General features: G+C 73.2%; 16 protein-coding genes and 1 pseudogene. 6 read left to right on the forward strand and 11 right to left on the reverse strand.

Features of this window, described 5'->3' with window-relative positions; translation table 11 throughout:
- Positions 1 to 57: 57 nt before the first annotated feature.
- Positions 58 to 1,155, forward strand: a complete 1,098-nt coding sequence (locus ACZ6S4_RS11660) for a PQQ-dependent sugar dehydrogenase (protein WP_465474873.1) — start codon at positions 58 to 60, stop codon at positions 1,153 to 1,155.
- Here ACZ6S4_RS11660 and ACZ6S4_RS11665 read toward each other — a convergent pair.
- Entirely contained in the window at positions 1,131 to 1,658 is a 528-nt protein-coding gene (locus ACZ6S4_RS11665; RefSeq protein WP_465474874.1) for a YsnF/AvaK domain-containing protein, read from the reverse strand. The genes ACZ6S4_RS11660 and ACZ6S4_RS11665 overlap by 25 nt on opposite strands.
- Before the next feature lie 167 nt (positions 1,659 to 1,825).
- On the opposite strand from ACZ6S4_RS11665, the gene ACZ6S4_RS11670 reads away from it, so the two are divergent.
- Entirely contained in the window at positions 1,826 to 2,296 is a 471-nt protein-coding gene (locus tag ACZ6S4_RS11670) for a DUF4262 domain-containing protein (protein WP_465474875.1), read from the forward strand.
- Here ACZ6S4_RS11670 and ACZ6S4_RS11675 read toward each other — a convergent pair.
- Both ACZ6S4_RS11675 and ACZ6S4_RS11680 read right to left on the reverse strand, forming a co-directional pair.
- Positions 2,283 to 2,865, reverse strand: a pseudogene (locus tag ACZ6S4_RS11675) (hypothetical protein); the annotation flags it as partial. The gene ACZ6S4_RS11670 and the pseudogene ACZ6S4_RS11675 sit on opposite strands and share 14 nt — an antisense overlap.
- A gap of 65 nt (positions 2,866 to 2,930) precedes the next feature.
- Positions 2,931 to 3,272, reverse strand: a complete 342-nt coding sequence (locus ACZ6S4_RS11680; RefSeq protein WP_465474876.1) for an ArsR/SmtB family transcription factor — start codon at positions 3,270 to 3,272, stop codon at positions 2,931 to 2,933.
- Between the two features lie 60 nt (positions 3,273 to 3,332).
- Here ACZ6S4_RS11680 and ACZ6S4_RS11685 point away from each other — a divergent pair, with 60 nt between their 5' ends.
- Positions 3,333 to 4,370 (forward strand): flavin-containing monooxygenase, encoded by a 1,038-nt coding sequence (locus tag ACZ6S4_RS11685; protein WP_465474877.1) that lies wholly within the window; start codon positions 3,333 to 3,335, stop codon positions 4,368 to 4,370.
- Between the two features lie 103 nt (positions 4,371 to 4,473).
- A complete protein-coding gene (locus ACZ6S4_RS11690) occupies positions 4,474 to 4,629 on the forward strand; it encodes a hypothetical protein (protein WP_465474878.1) in 156 nt (51 codons plus the stop codon).
- A 160-nt stretch (positions 4,630 to 4,789) separates the two neighbouring features.
- Here the strand turns inward: ACZ6S4_RS11690 and ACZ6S4_RS11695 are convergent, their stop codons facing one another.
- The 8 genes from ACZ6S4_RS11695 to ACZ6S4_RS11730 form a co-directional block, all read right to left on the reverse strand.
- Positions 4,790 to 5,572, reverse strand: a complete 783-nt coding sequence (locus ACZ6S4_RS11695) for a hypothetical protein (RefSeq protein WP_465474879.1) — start codon at positions 5,570 to 5,572, stop codon at positions 4,790 to 4,792.
- A 24-nt stretch (positions 5,573 to 5,596) separates the two neighbouring features.
- Entirely contained in the window at positions 5,597 to 6,148 is a 552-nt protein-coding gene (locus ACZ6S4_RS11700) for a hypothetical protein (protein WP_465474880.1), read from the reverse strand.
- A gap of 123 nt (positions 6,149 to 6,271) precedes the next feature.
- Positions 6,272 to 7,831: a pectate lyase family protein gene (locus ACZ6S4_RS11705; protein WP_465474881.1), complete on the reverse strand. Its 1,560-nt coding sequence runs from the start codon at positions 7,829 to 7,831 to the stop codon at positions 6,272 to 6,274.
- A gap of 196 nt (positions 7,832 to 8,027) precedes the next feature.
- Complete coding sequence (locus ACZ6S4_RS11710; protein ID WP_465474882.1) at positions 8,028 to 8,492, reverse strand: hypothetical protein; 465 nt, start codon at positions 8,490 to 8,492, stop codon at positions 8,028 to 8,030.
- A gap of 129 nt (positions 8,493 to 8,621) precedes the next feature.
- On the reverse strand, positions 8,622 to 10,676 hold the full coding sequence (locus tag ACZ6S4_RS11715; RefSeq protein WP_465474883.1) for a S9 family peptidase: 2,055 nt from the start codon (positions 10,674 to 10,676) through the stop codon (positions 8,622 to 8,624).
- Positions 10,677 to 10,702: 26 nt separating this feature from the next.
- Complete coding sequence (locus ACZ6S4_RS11720; protein WP_465474884.1) at positions 10,703 to 11,116, reverse strand: hypothetical protein; 414 nt, start codon at positions 11,114 to 11,116, stop codon at positions 10,703 to 10,705.
- Positions 11,117 to 11,495: 379 nt separating this feature from the next.
- The gene (locus ACZ6S4_RS11725) at positions 11,496 to 12,146 is read right to left on the reverse strand and encodes a response regulator (protein WP_465474885.1); all 651 of its coding nucleotides are present in this window, start codon (positions 12,144 to 12,146) and stop codon (positions 11,496 to 11,498) included.
- Positions 12,143 to 14,224, reverse strand: coding sequence for a sensor histidine kinase (locus tag ACZ6S4_RS11730; RefSeq protein WP_465474886.1), 2,082 nt, complete (start codon positions 14,222 to 14,224; stop codon positions 12,143 to 12,145). The genes ACZ6S4_RS11725 and ACZ6S4_RS11730 overlap by 4 nt, the downstream gene beginning before the upstream one ends.
- 180 nt (positions 14,225 to 14,404) lie before the next feature.
- On the opposite strand from ACZ6S4_RS11730, the gene ACZ6S4_RS11735 reads away from it, so the two are divergent.
- On the forward strand, positions 14,405 to 15,046 hold the full coding sequence (locus ACZ6S4_RS11735; protein WP_465474887.1) for a hypothetical protein: 642 nt from the start codon (positions 14,405 to 14,407) through the stop codon (positions 15,044 to 15,046).
- Positions 15,047 to 15,241: 195 nt separating this feature from the next.
- Positions 15,242 to 15,451: a hypothetical protein gene (locus ACZ6S4_RS11740; protein WP_465474888.1), complete on the forward strand. Its 210-nt coding sequence runs from the start codon at positions 15,242 to 15,244 to the stop codon at positions 15,449 to 15,451.
- Positions 15,452 to 15,456: the final 5 nt, after the last annotated feature.

A 15,456-nucleotide genomic window follows, 5' to 3' on the forward strand; every position in this document is an offset into this window, starting at 1 on the left:
CAGCTCGGGGGAGTACATTGACATGCTTCAATTGCCACATAGCTGGAGGTTGGAGTCATGCGCCGCAAACTCGCCCTGGTCAGCACGCTGATACTCGGTGTCGGCGGGCTCGCCGTCGCGCAGGCCACCGAAGCGCACTCGGAGACCCGTACGACCGTGCTGCTCGCCCCCGATCTGGCGAATCCGGAGGTCGTCGCGACGGGTCTCACCGTTCCGTGGGGGCTCGGGTTCCTGCCCGACGGCAGCGCCCTGGTCGCCGAACGCAACAGTGCCCGCATCCTGCAGCTGCGCCCGGGCAGCGCACCGGCCGTCGTGGCCACGGTCAACGGGGTCGTCCCGGCCGGTGAGGCCGGCCTGCTCGGCCTGGCCGTGTCACCGACGTACGCCGAGGACGGCTACGTGTACGTCTACTTCACCTCGGCCTCGGACAACCGCATCGCGCGCCTGCGGCTCGACGCCCCGCAGGACCAGCAGGTGATCCTCAGCGGGCTGGCCAAGGCGAACATTCACGACGGCGGCCGGATCGCCTTCGGGCCGGACGGCATGCTCTACGCGGGCGTCGGCGACGCCGGGACCACCGCGAACGCGCAGAACCAGCAGAGCCGCAACGGCAAGATCCTGCGGATGCGGCCGGACGGCGGTGTCCCCGCCCAGGGCAACCCGTTCCCCGGCTCGCTGGTCTACAGCCTGGGCCATCGCAACGTGCAGGGCCTGGCCTGGGACGCGCAGGGCCGGCTGTACGCCGCCGAGTTCGGCCAGAACACCTGGGACGAGGTCAACCAGATCGTGGCCGGCGGCAACTACGGCTGGCCGACGGTCGAGGGCCGCAGCACCGACACCCGCTTCCGCAACCCGATCGTCGTGTGGAGCACCGCCGAGGCCTCGCCCAGCGGCGCCACGATCGACGGCAGCACGCTCTACGTCGCCGCGCTGCGCGGCCAACGGCTCTGGTCGGTCCCGCTGGACGGCAACGGCGGCGCCGGTACGCCGACCGCACTGCTACAGGGCCAGTACGGCCGCCTGCGTACCGCCGAACGGGCTCCCGACGGCTCACTCTGGATCACCACGAGCAACCGGGACGGCCGGGGCACCCCGGCGGCGACCGACGACCGGGTGATCCGCTTCCCGGCTCAGTCCACGGTCGCCGGCGGCTGACCCGGCACCTGGACCTCGATCCGTTCCTTGCGCACCTCGCCCGAGACGGTCTGCTGGTCGGTGTGGATCACCTTGCGCAGGCGGACCCGCTCGACCGGCACGATCTCGGTGGTGACGACCGGGCGCTCCTCGTGCAGGGTGACCTCGAAGATGGTGCCGCCGTCCGGCGTCAGGAAGGCCTCGTCGGTGCCGAACACGTCCGGGTCCGTGACCAGCGACTGCGCGTGGGACGGGATGGGCTCACGTTCCAGCCGCAGCTCCTCGCGGCGGATCGTGACCGTGATCTGCACGTCCTCGGTGACCACGTGCTTGCGCAGCCGGGCCCGGCCGATCTCCACGACGTCGGCCCCGACGACCAGCCGCTCCTCCGACCGGGTCATCGCACCGTCGCGCAGTGTGGCGATCAGCTCTTCGCGGGACAGGTGCGCGGCGCCGAGCACGCCGGCCTCGTGGACCCGTTCCCGGAGCTGCTCGTCGCTCATCGCGTCCAAGTGGGTGTCCACACTGCCTCCATGAGCGTCGTCTGCCCGCGACCTGCGCACCGCGGTGCCGCAGAACTGCCCGCACGTTTACGACGTAAACGCGCCGGGCGCTTCCGCACCCGATCGGGTCGGTAATCTCGTCGGCGTCCGGGTATGCCGCAGGCGAAGCACACGAGAGGGCGGATCCGATGACGGCCGGACACCACGACGCCGCGCTCCGCGCGATCGCCGGGACCATCGAGCAGGCCGGCGTGTACCTGCAGTTCGAGCCGCAGCCGACGGCCCTGGAGACCTGCTGGTACACGGTCGGCCTGACCGGGCACGGCCAGCCGGAGCTGATCCTGTTCGGGCTGCCGCCGGACATCACCCGTCCCGCCCTGCGCGCCCTGGCCGCCGCGGTCATCGCCGGGCGCCGGGAGCTCGCCGCTGGCGGCACCGCCGACGACGTGCTCGAGGGACACCCGGTCACCTTCGTCGCGGTGACCGAGCCGGAGCGGCACCTGCCCGTCGCCGCGCAGTTCTACGCCGGCACGGGCAGGCGGTTACGGGCCCTGCAGATCGTGTGGCCGGACCGGTACCACCGGTGGCCGTGGCAGCCCGGCACCAGGGTGCACGAGATGCCGGTGCTGGGCGAGCACGCCGGGGTCACCGGACGGTGAGCTGCCCGTCCGGGCTGCGGGTGCAGGCAACGGTACGGGCGGTTGTCGCGGCCGCGCCGGTCAGGCAGCGGCCCGGCACCGCGTGCCCGTCGCGTTGGGGTGCCACGACTCCTGGCAGGTCTGGAAGTACGAGACGCAGGAGCTGGCGATGCGCTGCACGGCGATCTTGTCGTAGCCCGCGAGGTCGGTCAGGAAGACACCGGTCGGCCCGTCCTGCAGGCGGATCGGGGTCGCCAGAGCCGCGGCGGGGCCGGCGCCGGACTCGCACAGCCGGGCACCGTCGAACGCCCGTTGCACGTTCAGGTGGACCAGGTCAGCGCCGGGAACTCAGCCGACATGCCGGCGTGCACGGCCGACACCAGGCTGCCCAGGGCCGCGGAGAACGAGTGCCCGGCCGCCAGGCTGGCGCGGTGCACGGGACAACCGGCCCGGTACCGTTCCGCGCCCGGCGCCCGGAACTTGTCCCGGTCGTCGGCTCGGTCGTCCTCGGCGTACAGGCTCGGCACGACGTCCGTGGCCAGCGGATTGGTGTAGTCCTGGAAGACGACCCGGTGCTGCCCGTCGGCGTTGGCCGCGGACCAGCCCGGAAAGCCGCGGCCGGTGCCGTTGACGTCCACGACCGGCACGACAGCCGTCAATGTTCCCGGTCGGTCTCCCCGGCCAGGGAGGCGACGGCCGGCGGGCAGCACACCGTCAGGTACGCCTGGAGCTGCTGCAACCGGGTGCGCATGGCGTCCGGATCGACCCGGTAGCGGACCAGCTTGCCGTCGCGGCGCGAGGTCACCAGCCCGCCGCGGCGCAGCAACGCCAGCTGTTCCGAGGCCGTCGACTGGCTGAGCCCGGAGCGAGTGGCGATCTCCCCCACCGTGAGCTCGGCGCTGCCGGCGAACAGCAGCAGCATCTGCTGGCGGGTCTCGCTCGCCAGGGCCTTCAGGAAGCCCTGCGTCGCCTCGTCCAGCGCTTGTGTCGTGGTCATCACGTCCAGTCTTCCACGCCAACGTTTCGTCATTCAACGATATGACGATATGTTTGGGTCATGACAGACATGGACCTCGCGATCATCGGTGGCGGTCAGGCCGGACTGGCCACCGCCCATGCCGCCGCGGCGCGCGGACTGCGGGCGATCGTGCTGGACGCGGCGGACCAGCCCGGCGGCTCGTGGCAGCGCTACTACGACAGCCTCACCCTGTTCTCCCCCGCCCGCTGTTCCGCGCTGCCGGGCCGGCCGTTCCCCGGCGACCCCGACCACTACCCGGCCCGCGACGAGGTCATCGCCTATCTGCGTGACTACACCGCCCGCCTCGACACGCCGATCGAGTTCGGCCGCCGGGTCACCTCCGTCACCATGGCCGGCGGCCGCTTCGCCGTCACCACCGACCGCGGGCCCGCCGTGACGGCACGAGCGGTCGTCGCCGCCACCGGCGGATTCGGCCGGCCGCACCGGCCCGCGCTCCCGGGCCTGGACACCTTCACCGGTACGGTCCTGCACTCGAGCGAGTACCGCCGGCCGGAACCGTTCGTTGGTCACCGCGTCGTCGTCATCGGTGCCGGCAACTCCGCGGTCCAGATCGCCGTGGAGCTCGCCACGGTCGCCCGCGTCACCATCGCGACCCGCGCCCCGCTGCGTTGGCAGTCCCAGCGGGTCCTCGGCCGCGACTTCCACTGGTGGCTGGCCCGCACCGGCCTGGACACCGCCGGCTGGGCGCCCGGGCTGATCGGCCGCCTCATCCCGGTCATCGACGACGGCCGCTACCGCGCCGCGATCCGCACCGGCCACCCCGACCAGCGGCCTGTCCTCACCCGCCTCGACCGGGACCTCGCGCACTGGCCCGGGCACCCTGCCGAGCACGTCGACACGGTCATCCTGGCGACCGGCTACCGGCCGGATCTCGGCTATCTCGGACCCAGCGCCGCACTGAGCAGCGACGGCCGGCCGCTGCACCGGGGCGGGGTGTCCACCGTGGTGCCGGGGCTCGGCTACGTGGGGCTGGAGAAGCAACGCAGCTTCGCGTCCGCGACCTTGCGCGGAGTCGGCCGCGACGCCGCCCACGTGCTCGACCAGCTGCTCCCCTGACCTCCGCGCGACGCGCGGCTCCTCGCGTGAGCCGCTTGCCGTCGTCGGTCGGAGCCGACCATCCCACGTGAACCCGGACGCAGGCGACCGACCACCCTTGACCGTGCGCCGGAATCTGACCCACCCGCCCTGGTGGCTCGCCGCCGTCGGTGCCACCGACCAGCAGCGTCACAGCCGGACGGGCCGCGCGCAGCCGGCGGACCGGCTCGCCGACGAGGGCCGGCGCCTGGACGAGATGCGGCTGACGGCGTGTAGGTGATGAGGGTGCCGGGGATCCGGCCGGGCCGGTGCGCGTCCTCGGTCCCGGGCCTCCCGAGACCGTGGCCGCACACCGGGCCGTCACCGAGTGGAACGCGGACCGCGGTTCGCCGCCTCGACCGCCGCGGCCGCCAGCTGCCGCCGCCGCCGCCGCGGGAGCGTCAGCAGCCCAGGCGCCGGCCGGAGAGCGCGATGTCGTCGATCCAGAGGTCGAAACCGGCCGGCGTGGTGCCGCCCTGGTACAGCTGCCAGCCGATCTTGACCGTGTCGACGGCCGGCAGCACGAACGGGACCTGGTTGCCGCCGTGCGCCTCTTCGCCGGCGGTCAGGGTCACGTCGTCGCCGATCCAGGTGGTCACCGTGTTCGTCGCCGCGTCGAGGCGCCATTCGACGCACTGCCAGGTGTCCGCGACGGTCGGGGCCGACTCGGTCCAGGCGGTCCAGTCGCCGGTGGGTCCGCCGTCCGCGCCGATGCCCCACAGGGAACGGTCCACCGTGGGCACGTACTGGCCGCCGAGCGGGCGCACCACCTCGGCGCTGCCCGATCCGGTCGCCTCGACCAGGGTGAAGTGCGCCCAGTCGGGCGCAGTCGGGAACGCGTCGACGCGCAGCCGCATCCGGCCGTAGAAACCGCCCGCGGGTACGGCCAGATCGTCGACCCGCAGGAAGGCGCGCCCGTTGTCCACGGTGCGGACGTGCAGCACCTTGCCGCCCCGGCCGGCGCCCCGGCGTTCCACGGTCAGCGTGCCGTTGCGGGTGTCGATCCCCCAGTCGAGACTGCTGGCGCCGCCGACCGGCAGCCGGTCGAAGTTCTCGCAGAACAGCACACCTGGCCTCGTACAGTCTCGGGCGCTGGACGCACCGGCCGCCCCGGCGGTGCCGCTGCCGGCGAGCAGGCACAGCGTCAGCGCGGAGACGGCGGTCAGCAGACGGATGGGCTTCAATGTTTCCTCCTGGGGTCGGGACGGTCAGGTCTGGGCGTTGAGGAAGCCCACGAGCGTGGCGGTCCACCAGCCGGCCTGGGAGATGGTCGCCACCAGGACGGCGCGCACCAGCAACCGGCGCGGCGGGGTGGTGCCGTTGAGCGCGAGCAGCCGCCGCTGGACCGTCGAGGCGCTCAGCCCGTTGAGCGCCACGACCAGCACGGCGACCAGCTTGACCACGGTGAGCGGCGCGGAGGTGTCCGGCGCCAGGAACACCCCGCTCAGGCTCAGGCCGGCCAGGCCCAGCCAGATCGGGGTGTGCGCCACCTGGGCCGCCCGTACCAGGGAGAGCAGGTCCTGGCGCCCGATCAGCCACATCAGACCGAACCAGTCCAGGCTCAGCACCGCGCCCATGCCCAGCACGAGCGCGGCCAGGTGCACGAAGAGCGCGAACGGCCGGATGCCCGGCGCGGCCGGCATGTGCGGCGCGGCGAGCAGCATCGCGGCCCAGCCGGCCGCGAGGGCCGAGGCAACGACATAGGACGGTACGCGGCGACGCTGCCGCAAGTGGCGCGGAGCAGAACTGACAATGGTCAAGAAGACCTCCCGGGGCAGCCATGGGAGCGCTCCCATCATCGCACATCATCAATGTCTGCGGGTACACGGAACGGGGCCGCCGAACCCCGGCGACCCCGTTCCGCTGCGATGGACTGCCGACCGTCAGCCGGCGTACGTCTCGAACTCGGCGACCTTGGGCGTACCGGTCGAGCTCGTGATGTTGAAGGTGATCTTGGTCAGCGACGTCGCGGCGAAGCTGATCACGCCCGCCCCGCCGCCCGAGGCCAGGACGGCACCGGTGGCATGGTTGACGACCTGCCAGGAGCCGATGCTGCCGGCCGAGCCCGACGCCTCGCGGATGTTGATCCGGGACACCGTGGTCGCGGAGCCCCACTTGATCGAGATGGAGCCGGTCGCGCCGGCCGGGGACCAGAAGGTGCTGAGGTCGCCGTCGCGGACGTTGCCGTAGCCCGTACCGCTGGCCTTGCTGGAGCCGTCCGACCCGGCGCCGATGCTCAGGTTCGTGCCGCTGGGCCGGGTCGGGGCCGGGGTGGTCGGGGCCGGTGTGGTCGGCGTGGGGCTGGTCGGGCCGGGCGTGGTCGGGGTCGGCTGTTGCGGCGAGCAGTTGCCGTTCGAGACCTGCAGACCCTTGTCGGCGCCGGCCGTCTGGCTGACGATCGCCGGCACGCAGGAGGCGCCGTCGAGGGTGTACGCGTACGGGATGCTGACTGTGGTGTTGCTCTGCGGGTCGGGGCCGGCGGGGTTGTTCTCGCTGCCCGGGGCGGACCACGTCACGTTGTCGAAGATGTTGCCGCTGACCTGCCAGAAGCCGGCCTCGGAGGTGTAGAAGGTGCCCAGCACGTCCTTGGAGTTCTTGAAGTAGTTGTTCTCCACCTTGGCGCGGGCGCCGGCCCGGGAGTTGATGCCGGACTCGTTGAGGCTCACGTACGAGTTGTTGTAGATGTGCGCGACGCCGCCCCGCAGCAGGGGCGTACGCGAGTCGAGGTTCTCGTACGAGTTGTGGTGGAACGTGATGAAGCTGTTGGACCGGTCGCTCTCACTGGAGCCGATCAGCCCGCCGCGGCCGGAGTTGCGCAGGATGCTGTAGGACAACGTCACGTACTGGGTGTTGTCCTTCATGTCGAACAGGCCGTCGAATCCTTCCGACTCCCCGCCGGAGGCCTCCAGGGTGGCGTGGTCGACCCAGACGTTGCGGACGGTGCTCTCCATGCCGATGGCGTCACCGCCGTTGGAGGTGGGCGAGCCCGACTTCTTGACGTTCCGGACGGTCACGTTCTGGATGATGATGTTGCTGGAGTCCCGGATGTGGATGCCCAGCTGGTCGAAGACCGCGCCGCCGCCGACCCCGACGATCGTGACGTTGCTGATCTCCTTGAGCTCGATCTTGTCGGCGGCGGTGTTGCAGCTGGCGCCGGACACCTTGGTGGTGTTGCCGTGGTTGATGGTGCCCTGCACCTCGATGATGATCGGGGTGCTGCTGCTGGCCCGGCCGCACAGGGCCGCGTGGATCGCGGTGCCCGTGGTGGCCCGCACCGTCTGCCCGCCCGCACCGCCGGTGGTTCCGCCGTTCTGGGTCGCGTAGCCGGTGACGCCGCCGGTCGCGGCCGACGCCTCGGACATCGGCAGGGCCACCGCGACGGCGGCACCGACGGCCGCCGTGCCCAGGGCCGCCACTAGTCGCAATGCGACTGGTCGTCTCATTCTCGTCTCACCTTTCCTCGCATGTGCCGTGGGTCGGAAGGGTGCAGCGCCCCACGGCACCGACGAAGATGCCGGCCGGCTCGGGCCAGGAAAGCGCTTACCTGGGGCGAGGATAGAGAGACGTTCATCGATAGAGCAAGGCCGTGTCCGGATTACGGGCATACGGCCGTGACGTTTCCGCGGTATTGCAACTGAGTCAGCCGCGGCCACCACCCGGCGAGCCGGCGCGGGCCTCGATCGCCTTGACGGTGGTGCCGAGGGTCTTCGCGAGGAAGCCCTTACCCACAGTGCCGAGCAGCGCCCCGACGACCCGCCCCTTGACATTGCGGCCCTCGCGGACCACCACGACGTCCAGGTCGGTCCCGCCGCCGGGCCGGCCGGTGAGCGTGTAGGTGTGGCCCGACGCGCCGCCCCAGATGTTGGAGTCGGTGGTCGTCATGACCACGCGGCGCGGATCGGACCAGTCGTAGCGCAGGCGTTCCCAGATGCCGCCCGACCCCTCGGTGACATCGGCCCAGTCGGCGCCCCGATCATGCACCTTCAGAAACTCGTCGGAGCTGTTCCCGAACAGCTCCGAACGCCCCGGCCCGAAATCGGTGAGCGCGGCGACGACCTGCTCAGGTGTCGCCGTGGTGGTCTGCTTGAGGTGGATCGTGGCCATGACGTGCTCCTCGGAACGGGGATTCTGCTGACTGGTGCCAGCCTCCCCGTTCCGTAGATTTGCCGAGCCGGTGACACACCCTGGTCAGGCCACCGGCACACCCTGGCCGCCGCCGGCGGTTGAGCGGCGTCAGGGGGCGATGCCGAGGGACTGCCGCAGGAAGGCCAGCTCGTACTCCCAGAGGCCCGGCACCGACGCACCCATGTGGGTCACGCCCGGCAGGGGCAGCACGGTGTGCGGGCGGCCCGCCGCCACCAGCGCCGCGGACAGTTTCATCGTGTGCACCGGCAGCACGTTGTCGTCGATCATGCCGTGCACCAGCAGCAGCGGCCGGCGCAGCTTCGGGGCGTCGGCGATCAGTGAGCCGTGTGCGTACCCCTCGGGGTTCTCGGCCGGCAGGCCCAGCGTGCGCTCCTGCCAGTGGGAGCTGTAGAGCAGCTGGTCGGTCACCGGGGCGCCGGCCACGGCGGCGTGGAACACGTCGGGGCGGCGCAGGACCGCCAGGGCCGCCAGGTAGCCGCCGGCCGACCAGCCGCGGATGCCCACCCGGTCCAGGTCCAGGTCGGGGAACCGCCCGGCGGCGGCGTGCAGCGCGTCCACCTGGTCCTGCAGGCGGGGGCCGGCGTGGTCGCCGGCGCGGGCGCGTTCCCAGCGGGGTCCGCGCCCGGGCGTGCCCCGGCCGTCCGCGACGATCACCGCGAAGCCCTGGTCGGCGAACCACTGGGCGGCCCAGTACCGGGAGCGGGCGGCGACGGCCCGCTGCGCGGCCGAGCCACCGTACGGGTCCATCAGCACCGGCAGCCGGGCCGCACCCGGTTCGTGACCGGTGGGGAACAGCACCGCCGTCCGCAGGTCCCGCTCCCCCAGGGTCAGGAGCTGCGGTGCCGGGCGGACCGGCGGTTCAGCCGCGAGACTCCGCAGCTCGCGTCCGTCGACGGTGACCGTCTCGCCGTCGAGGGTCTGCGCGTCCACCACGGTCACACCGCCGGCGCGGCGCCCGCCGTACAGTCCGGGGGTCGTGGTGATCCGGGCCGGGCCGGCCGCCGCTGACCAGGTCCACAGGTGCCGTTCGGCCGGATTCTGCCGTGCGGCGAACAGCACGGTGTCGCCGTCGACCGCGAGCACTTCGTCCAGCTGCAGGCCGGGCGGCGTGACCGGTACGCCGTCGACGGTGAGCCGCCGGGTGTCGCGGTCGTCCACGCTCCACAGCAGGGATCCCGACGCGGTGTGCGCGGGGATGCCCGTGACGATCGTCGTCCATTCCGGGTCGGTGTTCTCCTGCCGCACCGTGGTGGCGCCGGTCGCGGGATCGGCGGCCAGCACCCGCAGCACGGTCTGGCGCCTGTTCTGCACGACGACCAGCAGCCCGGTCGCGTCCCACACCACCCGGGTCACGTACTCGAATTCGGCCCGGTCCCAGGCCACCGGCGTACGGCTGCCGTCCAGGCCGAGCACGTGCAGGCTGACGTCGGCGTTCGGCGTTCCCGCGGACGGGTAGCGCAGGGCGGTCGGCGGCTGCTCGGGGCGGCCCGGGTCGGCGACGTACCAGATCTGCACCGGGGTGTCGTCCACCCGGGCCGCGACCAGGCTGCGGCCGTCCGGCGACCACCAGTAGCCCTCGAACCGGTCCATCGACTCGGACGCCTCGTGCTCGGGCAGGCCCCACGTCACCTCGGGACCGTCGGGTTCGGCCAGCGGCCGGTCGTCCTTGCCGTCGCGGCCGACCACCCGCAGCTCGGCCTCGCACACGTACGCGACCGTGCGGCCGGTCGGGTCGATCCGGGCCTCGGCGGCCGGCTCCCGCGCGCCCAGGTCGGTGACCTTCGCGGAGGCCACGTCGACCGCGTACAGCCGGCCGGCCAGGGTGAACACGGCTGTGCGTACGGCGGCGTCGGTGGCGTAGGAGCCGATGCCCGCGGACCGGTCCCGGGCCCGTTCCCGCCGGGCCCGCTCGCGCTCGGACAGCGGCATGCCGTCGGCTGCCCCGAGCGCCGTCGCGTCCACCAGCAGGCGTTCCGTCCCGGTGGCGACCTCGTACGCCCAGAGATCGCCCACCGGGTCGGCCCCGCCGCGCGAGCGCAGGAAGAGCACCCGGGAGCCGTCGGGGGCCACCGCGAACCGGCGCGGGCGGCCGAGTGTGAATCCCTGGGTGCGGGCGACCAGCGCGGGAAACGAAGAAGTCATGCCCCAGTCTCTCCGCTCGCCCACCTTCATGGGCGGCCGGATTGCCGGTCGGCTGCCGGGTGCCTGCCTGGTCGTCCGGCCCGGCCGGGCAAAGGATCGAGGACACCGGCGGCGATCCAGGAGGCCCGATCATGGCGATGCGGATGCTGATGCTGACGACCGCCCCGCCCGCCGCCGGTGTCGCCCTCGGCTATCTGCTGGGTGGGCGCCTCGCCGGGCTGCGCGTTCTCGCGACGAGGGCCGTCTGGCTGGTGTGGATCGCGGCGGCCGTGCAGCTCATGCACAACACCGTCACCGAGAGGTTGCCGTTGCTCGCGGTGGTCTTCCTCGCCGTCCTGGGCTGGCTGGCCGTGGGCATCGCCGGCTGGCCGCAGCCGCTGCGGGCCGCCGGGACCGTGATCATGATCGGCGAACCCGGCGACGCGGAGGAGGTGAAACATGATCCACACCTGGACCTGGCAGCGCATCGCCCTGGTGATCCTCACCGTGGCGGCCCTGGCGGCGCTGCTCACCACGATCGGCGCACCGCACGAGCACGGCGGCTGACCGGCCACGGGAGCCGGCCCGGTCCGGGCCGGCTCCCCCTCAGGACAGCGTCACCACTCGGCGGTGCAGTCGTTCCGTCGTTGCGGCGCTGACCCGGGCCCAGCCGTACCGGAAGCCTTGGTACCAGCCGGCCCCCAGCTCGATGGTGACGCCGAATCGTCCGGGATCGCCGGGGCCGCCGGGTCCGGCTCCGGCGCACCACGGACGGCGACGCGCTGGTCGACCTGATGTCCTGACGCGACCTGATGTCCTGACGCCGGGGCCGCGACGGGATCAGTGGCCGAGGCCGGCCTCGCGGGCCCGGACGATCGCCTCCGCCCGGTCGGCCACCTGGAGCTTGGCGAACACGTTGGAGACGTTGTTGCGGACCGTCTTCGGTGACAGGTACAGCGCGGCGGCGATCTGGCCGTTCGACCGGCCCGCGGCGAGCAGCTCGAGGATCTCCCGTTCCCGGGCGGTGAGCTGCGGGAACGCCGCCGTGGGGGCGGGCGGGCCGGCGGCGAAGAACTCGGCGATGCGCGCCGCGAGGCTGGCCCCGAAGACCACGCCGCCGGCCGCCACCGTGGTGATCGCCCGGACGATCTCCTCCTGCTCGGCGCCCTTCACCAGGTAGCCGCGGGCGCCGGCGCGGACCGCGGCGAACACTGTGCCGTCGTCCTCCGACATGGTCAGCACGACCACGCCCACCGAGGGTGCCTCCAGCGCGAGCCGCCGGGTCGCCTCCACCCCGTTGAGCTCGGGCATCTGCACGTCCATCACGACCACGTCGGGCAGCAACCGGACCGCCTCCGCGACCGCCTCGGCGCCGTTGGCCGCGGTGCCGACCACCTCGACGCCGGCCACCGAGGTGAGCAGCATGGCCAGGCCGTCGCGGAAGATCGGATGGTCGTCGGCGACCAGTACCCGTACCGGCTCCTCGGTCATGCCCCCACCTCCGTGACAGCGAGCGGCAGCCGCGCGCGTACCACCGTGCCTTGTTCGTCGGGGCACTCTATCCGGCAGTCGCCGCCCAGCTCAGCAGCCCGTTCGCGCAGCGACACGAGTCCCACCCCGGAGGGGGTGCCGGCCGGGATGCCGGCGCCGTCGTCGGCCACCTCGACGACGAGGTCGCCGCCGGTGACCTCCAGGCGGACCCGGCAGGTGCGCGCGCCCGCGTGCCGGGCCACGTTGGTCAGGGCCTCGGAGGCGATCCGGTACGCGGCCACCTCGACCGCCGCCGGCAGCGTGTCGAGCCCGTCGCCGCCGTCGACGGTGACGCTGAGCCCCGGCGCGCGCAGCCGGGCGGCCTGCTGCCGTACCGCGCCGAGCAGTCCCACGTCGTCCAGGGCCGGCGGGCGCAGGTCGTGCACCAGCCGCCGGACGTCGGCCAGAGCCGCCGTGACGTCGTCGCGGGCCTGGCGCAACAGTGCGTCGGCCTGCTGCGGGTCACGCACCGCCAGGTTGCGGGCCGCGTCGATGCGCAGCGCCACCCCGCCCAGCGCCGGACCCAGCCCGTCGTGCAGGTCACGGCGCAACCGGCGGCGCTCCTCCTCCCGGGCGGAGACGATCTGCTCCCGGCTGCGCTGCAGCTCACGGGCCAGGTGCGCGGTACGGGCGGCGAAAGCGGCCTGGCGCACCACGTCACCGAGCAGCCGCTCGTCGCGCGCGGACAGCACGGCCCGGGCGCCACCGCGGGGCAGCACCAGCCGGCCGACGGCCTCACCCCGGTAGGTGATCGGCAGCACCTGCGTCTGGGCCGGCGGCTGCCCGTGCGCGGCGACGATCCGGTCCCCGCCGGCCCGGTCCACCTCGACCGACACGTACGGCGAACGGAACGCCTCGGCCACGCTGCGGGCGACGGCGAGCAGCTGGTCCTCCGGGCTGTCGGAGCGTTCCAGCTGCTCGGCCAGCCCGGCGACGACACCGTACGGGTCGTCGCGCCGGCCCAGCACGACCCGACGCACGAGCAGCCACAGCCGGTGCCGCAGCGGCCCGTACCCGGCGGCCACCACGAGCAGGGCCAGCACCGCCGCGTCCCGTTCGGCGAGCCGTTCGCCCAGCACGGCACTCGTCAGGCCCAGGACGCAGGCATCGACGGCGAGCACGCTGACCGCCAGGGCGCCGTAGAGCACCGTCCCGCCGAGCAGCCGGTCGATGTCGACGAGCTGCGGGCGCACGATGCCGATCACCAGGGCGATCCCGGTCAGCGCGACCGAGGTGGTCAGCCCGATCGACGTCCACGCCGGCGGCAGCACCAGGGTGGAGAGCATCACCAGGGTGGCGACCACGGCCGCCCACAGCAGCCAGCGCATCCGGGCCCGGCGCTGCGGGTCGCCGGCCGAGCGACGGTACCGGCCCATCACCACTGCGACCGGCACGACCAGGCTGACCGGCACCAGCGCACCGGCCACGCCGAGCAGGGCGGTCCACACACCGTCGGGCAGCCACACCGTGGTGAGGTCGAGGTCCAGACCGGCGAACGGCGCCGGGATCGGGCCGCCCGCGTCGGCCTGGGCCAGCCCGGAGGGCACCAGCAGCAGCACCAGCGGCAGCAGCGCGGTGCTGGCCAGCCCGGCCAGCGAGGCGAGCCGCCATCGGCCGCGCGGCAGCCGCCCGTACGGGTAGAGCAGCAGCACCACCGGCAGCGACAGCAGCAGCGCGGCACCCAGCCGCTGGTAGACCCAGAAGGCCAGGGCGGCGCCGGGCCGGGCCGGATCGGTGAGCGTGGCGTAGGCCAGCCAGGACGAGGCGAGCCCGTCGAGACTCCAGTGCACCCCGGTCACGAGCAGCACCCAGGCGAGCGGGTGCCGCGGCCGGCGGCGCAGCAGCAGGGCACCCGGCACGGTCAGGGCGAGACCGGGGATGCCGGAGATCGAGCCGGGTTCGAGCACCGTGACGGCGCGGTGCGCGGCCGGTACGGCGACGTCCAGCACCGCCGCGACGACGGTGGCGGCGATCGACAGCAGAACGGCCGACACGCCGACCGCGGTGTGCGCGGGGCGCGCGCGTCCGTGCTCTTCCACCGGGTCATCGTCGCAGCCCAGGCGTCCCGCGGTCCCGAGACCGGTGTCCCGGGCGACCCGGGACGATCCGCGGGACCGGGTCGGGGGCGCGCGGCCCTGCCGGCCCGGGACGCGTCCCGGACAGAGTTCTCCTCGTCGCGGCGCACACCGCACCGCCGCCGCTCAACGAGAGGACTCACCATGTCGATCAGCACCAGCGCCGTGCCGGCCCGTACCGATGTCTCCGCCGCCGGCCCGGACCGGCCCGCCGCCTCCGCGGCGAGCGTGCGCCGCACCGGCTGGTTCGTCGCCGCCGGCGGCGCGATCTGGGCCGCCACCATGTACGCGGTCAACCCGCAGACCACCGACCCGACCGGCATCACCCTCATCGACCTCGGCTCACTGCCCTTCCAGTTCAGTCTCTTCGCCCTGGTCACCACCCAGCTGCGGACCGCCGCCACGGGCACCACCCGGCTCGCCCGGGGCATGCTGCGCGTCGAGTACGTCCTGCTCGCCCTGGCCACGCTCTGGACGATCCTGCACGGGGCCGTGCCCGCCTTCCGCGACGACCTGTGGCTGGCGGTGCTGGACGCGTTCTGGCCGCTGTCCATGCTCGGCATGTTCGTGATCGGCGTGAAGATCGCGGTGGCCGGCCGCTGGCGGGGCCTGGCCCGGGTGTGGCCGCTGGTCGCCGAGAGCTGGGCCGTGGTGACCGTGCCGTCCTTCGCCATATTCGGCATGGGCGTGGCCCAGTACATCGGGGCCACCCACGCCGCGCTCGGCTACGGCTGCCTCGGCCTGATCCTGGCCCTGCGCCCGCACCTGACCGGCGCCCGCGACTGATCTCCCGTCCGGCACGCCCCGGTCCCCCGCCACCGCGGGCGCCCGGGGCGTTCAGCTGTGCCGCGGGTGGCCGGCCCGGGAGGGTCTGTCAGTACCCCCGATGCCAGGTCCTCCCAGCCGCTCGTGCGGTCGGCCTAACCTTGGACGCACGGTTGACGCCCACACGCCTCGCCCGAAGACGTCAGGAGCTGTGCCATGCGGATCAGAACCGCCGTCAGTGCCGCACTCGTTTCCCTCGCCGCCGTGATCACGATGGTCGTCGCCGGTCCCGAGCCGGCAGCGCAGCCCGAGGCCGCGCAGTCGCTCGTGATCGTGACGGTGCCGGACGACGTGCCGGCGGCGTGGGCAGACGAGCAGCCGGCCCGGCACAGCGCGCCGAAGGCATGGGATTGCCCGCTGGTGTAGGACGA

It is taken from the genome of Actinoplanes sp. NPDC051405 (assembly GCF_055586185.1).

What these genes read in the sequence shown, in the direction of transcription:
- ACZ6S4_RS11680 (WP_465474876.1), bottom strand. Translation starts at nt 3,272, where the DNA reads ATGACCACGACACAAGCGCTGGACGAGGCGACGCAGGGCTTCCTGAAG.
- ACZ6S4_RS11660 (WP_465474873.1), top strand. Translation starts at nt 58, where the DNA reads ATGCGCCGCAAACTCGCCCTGGTCAGCACGCTGATACTCGGTGTCGGC.
- ACZ6S4_RS11705 (WP_465474881.1), bottom strand. Translation starts at nt 7,831, where the DNA reads ATGAGACGACCAGTCGCATTGCGACTAGTGGCGGCCCTGGGCACGGCG.
- ACZ6S4_RS11715 (WP_465474883.1), bottom strand. Translation starts at nt 10,676, where the DNA reads ATGACTTCTTCGTTTCCCGCGCTGGTCGCCCGCACCCAGGGATTCACA.
- ACZ6S4_RS11670 (WP_465474875.1), top strand. Translation starts at nt 1,826, where the DNA reads ATGACGGCCGGACACCACGACGCCGCGCTCCGCGCGATCGCCGGGACC.
- ACZ6S4_RS11725 (WP_465474885.1), bottom strand. Translation starts at nt 12,146, where the DNA reads ATGACCGAGGAGCCGGTACGGGTACTGGTCGCCGACGACCATCCGATC.
- ACZ6S4_RS11720 (WP_465474884.1), bottom strand. Translation starts at nt 11,116, where the DNA reads ATGTTTCACCTCCTCCGCGTCGCCGGGTTCGCCGATCATGATCACGGT.
- ACZ6S4_RS11685 (WP_465474877.1), top strand. Translation starts at nt 3,333, where the DNA reads ATGACAGACATGGACCTCGCGATCATCGGTGGCGGTCAGGCCGGACTG.
- ACZ6S4_RS11710 (WP_465474882.1), bottom strand. Translation starts at nt 8,492, where the DNA reads ATGGCCACGATCCACCTCAAGCAGACCACCACGGCGACACCTGAGCAG.
- ACZ6S4_RS11740 (WP_465474888.1), top strand. Translation starts at nt 15,242, where the DNA reads ATGCGGATCAGAACCGCCGTCAGTGCCGCACTCGTTTCCCTCGCCGCC.
- ACZ6S4_RS11735 (WP_465474887.1), top strand. Translation starts at nt 14,405, where the DNA reads ATGTCGATCAGCACCAGCGCCGTGCCGGCCCGTACCGATGTCTCCGCC.